Annotated in this window: 4 protein-coding genes; all 4 read left to right on the top strand. The window is 69.0% G+C overall.

Annotated features, from left to right (window positions below; all coding sequences use genetic code 11):
* Positions 1-1,356, top strand: a 1,356-nt coding sequence (locus VIM26_RS07140) for a glycosyltransferase family 2 protein (protein WP_331949658.1), incomplete at its 5' end; no start/stop codon positions are given.
* Between the two features lie 208 nt (positions 1,357-1,564).
* Positions 1,565-3,001 carry an NAD-dependent malic enzyme gene (locus VIM26_RS07135; RefSeq protein ID WP_331949657.1) on the top strand — a complete coding sequence of 479 codons (1,437 nt, stop codon included), beginning with the start codon at positions 1,565-1,567 and terminating at the stop codon, positions 2,999-3,001.
* 285 nt (positions 3,002-3,286) lie between these two features.
* Entirely contained in the window at positions 3,287-4,594 is a 1,308-nt protein-coding gene (locus VIM26_RS07130; protein ID WP_331949659.1) for a 2-hydroxycarboxylate transporter family protein, read from the top strand.
* A gap of 106 nt (positions 4,595-4,700) precedes the next feature.
* Complete coding sequence (gene ppdK, locus VIM26_RS07125; RefSeq protein ID WP_331949656.1) at positions 4,701-7,409, top strand: pyruvate, phosphate dikinase; 2,709 nt, start codon at positions 4,701-4,703, stop codon at positions 7,407-7,409.
* Positions 7,410-7,476 lie beyond the last annotated feature (67 nt).

The following is a 7,476-nucleotide window of genomic DNA, read 5'->3' as shown; positions in this document are numbered from 1 at the left end:
GGCACGACCCCCGCCAACACCGGGGGTGACGACCGCGTGCCCGCCGTGACCCGACGCTTCTACCTCTCGGTCGGCGCGAAGTTCACTCTCGCGATGGCCTTCACGGTGGTGTGGGTCTGTCTGTCGGTGTGGATCTCCGGCGGCTGGGTGCGCGATCTGGTGCCCGTGACCGGAGTCGTCCTTGCCTGGGTGATCGTCATCCTCGTCGCCTACCTGCCGGGCGCCATCGTCGCGTTCCTGGCCGTCTCGCTGCTGCTCGACCGGCAACCACCGCTGCGGGTGGCCTCGCCGACGACGGGACTGACCGTCATCATCGCGGCGCGCAACGAGGAGCGCGGCATCGGCGAGACGATCGCCGCGATCAGCCGGACCGACTACGCGGGTCCGGTCTTCGTCATCCTCGCCGACAACGGGTCGACCGACGGCACCTGCGACGCGGCACGAGCGACCGCCGCGGACCTCGGCATCTCGCTGCGCATCATCTGCGAGCCGACCCCCGGCAAGTCGAACGCGCTCAACACGGCGCTGCCGCACGTCGATACTCCCTACGTGGTGACCGTCGACGCGGACACCCTGCTGCACAAGGAGTCCCTGCGCCGGCTGGTCTCGCGCCTGGAGTCCGCGCCGTCGGACACCGCGGCGGTCGCCGGAACGGTCCTGGTGCGCAACTCCCGGGTGAACCTGCTCACGCGCATGCAGGAGTGGGACTACTACCTCGGCATCGCCGCCGTGAAGCGGATGCAGGGCCTGTACCAGGCGACGCTCGTCGCCCAGGGTGCCTTCTCGCTCTACCTGACCGAGGAGGTGCGACGGGTGGGCGGCTGGCCCGACGCGATCGGCGAGGACATCGTGGTGACCTGGCGCCTGATGGAGCACGGTGACCGGGTCCTGTTCGAGCCGACCGCCGTCGCGTTCACCGATGCCCCGGTCCTGGTGCGGCACTTCATGCGGCAACGCGCGCGCTGGGCGCGCGGGATGCTCGAGGGGATCGCCACCGTGCCGCCGTGGCGCCAGACCCGGCGGCTGACGGGGTTCATCGCCGGGGTCGACCTGCTCATCCCGCTGCTCGACGTCGGCTACACGTTGATCTGGCTGCCCGGCCTCGTGCTGTTCTTCCTGGGGTACCCCGTGATCGTCTCGGCGTGGACGCTCGCCGTCCTGCCGGTGACCCTGCTCGTGTACGGCGGGCTGCGAACCTTCCAGACCCGGCACGTCTTCGGGCCGCTCGACCTGCAGGTTCGCCAGAACCGGATCGGCTACGTCGCGTTCCTGCTCGGGTACCAGGTGCTCTGCTCGACGGCGTCCCTCGCCGGGTACGCGCAGCATCTGGTCGGGGCGCACCGGCGCTGGAAGTAGTCCGGCTCGGTCGCTGCGCAACCGACCTTTATTTACGCAAGGCGATTGTTTCGGCGCAGTGCGATAGACCTTACGCAGTGGCCACAAGGTCTCCCGCAACGTCGCAGGTCGAGCTTCGAGGGGACTACTTGTCGACGACGACATCCAGGTGACGCGACGTACGGTCGTACGCATCTGGCCCATCTGCCCCCGACGAAGGAACTTCTCCATGACTGCCATCGCAACGCCCGCCGGCCCGGCACCCCTCGCCGTCGCCACGCCGTCGGCCGCCTACACCCTCACCCTGCGCGTCCAGCTGACGACCGATCCCGGCACGCTCGGCAGGCTCACCTCCACGATCGGTACCGCCGGCGCGAACATCGGCGCCGTCGACGTGGTCTCCCGCGCGACGCACCTGATCGTTCGCGACATCCAGGTGTTCTGCCGTGGCGAGAAGCACGGCGAGGACGTCGTGGCCGCCGCCCGGAAGGTCGCGGGCGTCACGATCCAGTCCGTCACGGACCGCACCTTCGACCTGCACAAGGGCGGCAAGATCGAGGTGACGCCCCGGTTCGACGTCGGCTCCCGCGAGGAGCTGTCCATCGCGTACACGCCCGGCGTCGGTCGCATCTGCACGGCGATCGCGAAAGACCCGGAGCTGGTCTGGGACTACACGATCAAGGCCAACTCCGTGGCCGTGCTCACGGACGGCTCGGCCGTGCTCGGCCTCGGTGACCTCGGCCCGCAGGCAGCGCTGCCGGTCATGGAGGGCAAGGCGATGCTCTTCAAGCAGTTCGCCGGCATCGACGCGTACCCGATCTGCGCCGACGCCCGCGGGGTCGACGAGCTCGTTGCGCTCGGCACGATGATCGCGCCGGGCTTCGGTGGGATCAACCTCGAGGACATCGCGGCGCCCCGCTGCTTCGAGATCGAGCGGCGCCTGCAGGATGCGGTGGACATCCCGGTGTTCCACGACGACCAGCACGGGACGGCCACTGTCGTGCTCGCGGCCCTGATCAACGCCGCCACCGTCGTCGGCCGCCCGCTGGAGGGCCTGCGGGTCGTCCTGCTCGGCGTCGGGGCCGCCGGGGTCGCCATCACCAAGATCCTGCTCGACGCCGGTGTCCAGAACCTGATCGCCGTCGACAAGGAGGGTGCGCTGCACTCGCGGATGGCGAACCTCGACCCCGAGCGTCGGTGGGTCGCGGAGCACACCAACCCGGAGGGATTCACCGGCGACATCGAGCAGGCGCTGCGCGGCGCCGACGTGTTCATCGGCGTCAGCGGACCCAACCTGGTGCACCCCGACTGGGTGCGGATGATGAACAAGAACGCGATCGTCTTCGCGATGGCCAACCCCGTCCCGGAGATCATGCGCGAGGCGATCCCCGACAACGTCCTGGTGATCGGCACCGGCCGCAGCGACTATCCCAACCAGATCAACAACACGCTCATCTTCCCGGGGTTCTTCCGCGGCCTGCTCGACTCGCGGGCCACAAAGGTCCTTCCCGGAATGCGAGTGGCAGCCGCCCGAGCCCTTGCGGAGGTCGTTGCCCAGGACGGCGCGACCGAGGACTACGTCGTGCCCAGCGTATTCGACCCGCGGGTCGTTCCCGCCGTCGCCGCAGCCGTGCGCGCAGTAGCCGCCGAAAACCCAACCGCTTAACCTCAGCCCCACCCGTACGGCTCCGCCGAGAAGTCGATCTTCCATCTCGCCCTGTAGGGGGCGGAAATCGACTTCTCGGCGATGGGCCCTGGTTCGTCATGTCCTGATTCAGGCGAAATTGTTGGAAGCGACAGCGTAGCCGCCGGTCCCTCTCAGATGGGAAATCCAATGAGCACGATCATTCGACCCGAGACCGCTGCAAAGCAGCAGCACAGATCGACGCCGCAAAACACCTCAAAACCACCGAGAGCGCCGGGCCGCCGGGGGTGGCGGCCGCCCGTGATCATGCTCGACGGCGTCCCGCTGATCGTCCCGATCCTGCTCACGGCCATCGTGCTCGTCGCGGGATTCTTCGACGCGATCCCGCCGAACATGATCGGCGGCCTGGCCGTGATCACGAGCCTTGGCATGTTGCTGGGCCCGCTCGGCAACCGGCTGCCGGTCATTTCCAAGATCGGCGGCGGCGCGCTGGTCTGCCTCATGGTGCCGTCGATCCTCGTGTACTTCGGAGCGGTCAACGACAACACCCTGGCGGCGGCGACCGCGCTCATGAAGGAGGCCAACTTCCTCTACTTCGTGATCTGCACGCTCGTGGTCGGCAGCATTCTCGGGATGCACCGCACGACGATGCTGCGCGGCCTGATGAAGGTCTTCCCGCCGCTGATCATCGGCACCATCTCGGCCGTCACGGTCGGCGTCGGCGTCGCCATGGTGTTCGGCTACAGCTTCGAGCGGGCCCTGTTCTACATCGTGGTGCCGATCATCGGTGGGGGAATCGGCGAGGGAATCATCCCGCTGTCCTCGGCCTATTCCGGTGCCCTGGGCGGGACCGCGGAGACCTACATGGCTCAGCTCATCCCGGCCGCCGTGATCGGCAACGTCGTCGCGATCGTGCTCGCCGGGCTGTTGCGCCGGCTCGGCGACCGCAGGCCGGCGCTCGACGGTGGCGGCCTGCTCGTCAAGCCGAAGCCGGGCGACCCGAAGCCGGGCGACGCCCCGGTCGACGGCGAGTCGCGTTCCGACGCCGTCGACGCAGCGGCTTCGATCACGCCCGCCGCGGCGCCGGCCGGACCGAACGTCGCCATCGGCGTCCTGACGATCTGCACGCTCTTCGTGCTCGGCACGCTGGCCGAACCGGTGCTGCACCTGCCGGCGCCCGTCCTGGTGATCGTCTTCTCGGTCATCGCCAAGGTGCTCAACATCTTCCCGGCCAGCGTCGAGGACGGTGCGCGCGCGGTGTACGGCGTCGTCTCCAAGCACTTCGTCTATCCCACGATGATCGGGCTCGGAATGCTCTACATCCCGCTCGCCAATGTGGTCAGCGTGCTTTCCGTCGGCTACGTGGTCACCTGCGCCGCCGTCGTGGTCACGATGGCGCTCTCCGGCTTCTTCGTCGGCAAGAAGCTGGGCATGTTCCCGGTGGACGCCTCGCTCGTCACCGTGTGCCACAGCGGCCTGGGCGGTACCGGCGACGTCGCCATTCTCTCGGCGTCCAATCGCATGGTGATGATGCCGTTCGCGCAGATATCTACTCGAATCGGCGGTGTGACCACCGTCATATCGGCCGCCTCGCTGATTCATTTCTTCGCCTAGCAGAAAGATCGACTGATCTTTCTGCCCGACGACGGGCGAAGAGGGGCCCCCGCGGGTACAGTCGAAGTTGCTGTCCGGTGAGCACCCACGACATCAGGAGCCCTCAGTGACGAGTTATGTCTTCGATTTCAGCCAGGGCGATAAGGACCAGAAGGACCTGCTGGGCGGGAAGGGCGCCAACCTCGCCGAGATGACGAGGCTCGGGCTGCCCGTGCCGCCCGGCTTCACCATCACGACCGAGGCGTGCCGGCACTACCTGGCCCAGGGGTCGGAGCCGCAGGACCTGCGGCTGCAGGTGACGATGGCCCTTCGCCGACTCGAGGACCAGGTGGGTCGCCGCCTGGGGGACTCCTTCGACCCGTTGCTGGTGAGCGTGCGCTCCGGCGCGAAGTTCTCCATGCCGGGCATGATGGAGACCGTCCTGAACGTGGGGCTGAACGACTACTCCGTGCTCGGCCTGATCGAGGCGTCCGGTGACGAGCGCTTCGTGTGGGACTCCTACCGCCGGCTGATCCAGATGTTCGGCAAGACCGTGCTCGGCATCGACGGCGAGGCGTTCGCCGAGTCGCTCGACAAGGCGAAGGCGGCCAAGGGCGTCCAGAGCGACGTCGAGCTGGACGCCGCGGACCTCAAGGAGCTCGTGTCCGCGTTCAAGGTCATCGTCAAGGACCACACCGGACGGGACTTCCCGCAGGACCCGCGCGAGCAGCTCGACCTGGCCACGCGCTCGGTGTTCGACTCCTGGAACACCGACCGCGCCCGGCTCTACCGGCGTCGTGAGCGGATCTCGCACGACCTGGGCACCGCGGTGAACATCTGCACGATGGTCTTCGGCAACCTCGGGGAGACCTCGGGCACGGGCGTGTGCTTCACTCGCGACCCGGCGACCGGCCGGCCCGGTGTGTACGGCGACTACATGACCAACGCGCAGGGCGAGGACGTCGTCTCCGGGATCCGGAACACGCTGTCCCTGGACGACTTCGCCGAGCTGGACCCGGAGTCCCACGGCCAGCTGCGCCAGATCATGCACCGGCTCGAGACGCACTACCGCGACCTGTGCGACATCGAGTTCACCGTCGAGCGCGGCAAGCTCTGGATGCTCCAGACCCGGGTCGGCAAGCGCACCGCCGCCGCGGCGTTCCGCATCGCCACCGCGCTGGTCGACGAGCGGGTCGTCACCCTGGACGAGGCCCTCGAGCGCGTGTCCGGCACCCAGCTGGCCCAGCTGATGTTCCCGCAGTTCGACCCCACCGCCGAGCGCACCGCGTTCACCCGCGGGATGGCGGCCTCACCGGGCGCCGCCGTCGGCCGGGTGGTCTTCGACTCCCCGACGGCCGTGGAGTGGGCGGCCCGGGGCGAGAAGGTGGTCCTGCTCCGCCGTGAGACCAACCCCGAGGACCTCGAGGGCATGCTCGCCTCGGCCGGCATCCTCACCTCGCGCGGGGGCAAGACCTCCCATGCGGCGGTGGTCGCCCGCGGGATGGGCAAGACCGCGGTCTGCGGCGCCGACGACCTGCACGTCGACTCGGTGGCCAAGTTCGCCGCGGTCGACGGGGTGCGGGTCGCCGAGGGCGACGTGCTGTCGATCGACGGGTCGACCGGGGAGGTCTTCCTCGGGGAGCTGCCCGTCGTGCCGTCACCGGTCGTGCTCTACCTCGAGCAGGGCCTCGACGCGGCGCTCGCCGTCGTCGACGAGGGCACCGCGGAGCTCGTCAAGTCCGTCGACCGCATCCTGAACCACGCCGACAACGTGCGGCGGCTGGCCGTTCGGGCCAACGCCGACAACGCCGACGACGCCGCCCGCGCCCGGCACATGGGTGCACAGGGCATCGGGCTGTGCCGGACCGAGCACATGTTCCTCGGGGACCGCCGGGTGCTCATCGAGCGGGTCATCCTCGCGAACAACCCGACCGAGCGCGATGCGGCGCTCGAGGCGCTGCTGCCGATGCAGCGCGCGGACTTCACCGACCTGCTCGAGTCGATGGACGGGCTGCCGGTCACCATCCGGCTGCTCGACCCGCCGCTGCACGAGTTCCTGCCGGACCGCGCCGACCTGATGGTCCGGGTCGCGCGCGCCGAGGAGCGCGGGGAGCCGGCCGAGGAGGACGTGCGGATGCTCGCGGCGGTCAACCGCCTGCACGAGTCCAACCCGATGCTCGGCCTGCGCGGGGTACGCCTCGGGCTGACCGTGCCGGGGCTGTTCGTGCTGCAGGTCCGCGCGATCGCCGAGGCCGTCGCGGCCCGGATCAAGGCCGGCGGCAACCCGCGCGCCGAGATCATGATCCCGCTCGTCGGGTCGGTCATGGAGCTGCACCTGATCCGGGACGAGACCGACGCCACGGTGGCGAAGATTGCCGCCGAGCAGGGCGTCACCCTGACGATCCCGACCGGCACGATGGTCGAGCTGCCGCGCGCCGCGCTGACCGCGCACCGCATCGCCGAGGCCGCCGAGTTCTTCTCCTTCGGCACGAACGACCTCACCCAGACGACGTGGGGATTCTCCCGGGACGACGTCGAGGCGGCGTTCTTCGCGGCGTACCTCGAGAAGGGCGTGTTCACGATCTCCCCGTTCGAGAGCCTCGACGTCGACGGTGTGGGCCGGCTCGTGGAGATCGCGGCCAAGGAGGGTCGGGCCACCCGCCCGGACCTCAAGCTCGGCGTGTGCGGTGAGCACGGGGGAGACCCCGAGTCCATCCACTTCTTCCACCGCGTCGGGCTGGACTACGTCTCCTGCTCGCCGTTCCGGGTCCCGATCGCCCGCCTCGAAGCAGCCCGCGCCACCCTGATCACCGCCGAGCAGGCCGCCACCGCCTGACCCAGCACCACCGACTACCCACAGAAAACCCGTAACGTCCGAGCGTTGACGTCCTATAGGACGTCAA

The organism is Pengzhenrongella sp. (genome assembly GCF_036565025.1).
Taxonomy (GTDB): Bacteria; Actinomycetota; Actinomycetes; order Actinomycetales; family Cellulomonadaceae; genus Pengzhenrongella.
Note: the sequence above shows the minus strand (reverse complement) of the source record. Positions and strands in the feature narration are given on the sequence as shown.

Coding starts and splice junctions, on each gene's coding strand:
- VIM26_RS07135 (WP_331949657.1), top strand. CDS start 1,565: ATGACTGCCATCGCAACGCCCGCCGGCCCGGCACCCCTCGCCGTCGCC.
- VIM26_RS07130 (WP_331949659.1), top strand. CDS start 3,287: ATGCTCGACGGCGTCCCGCTGATCGTCCCGATCCTGCTCACGGCCATC.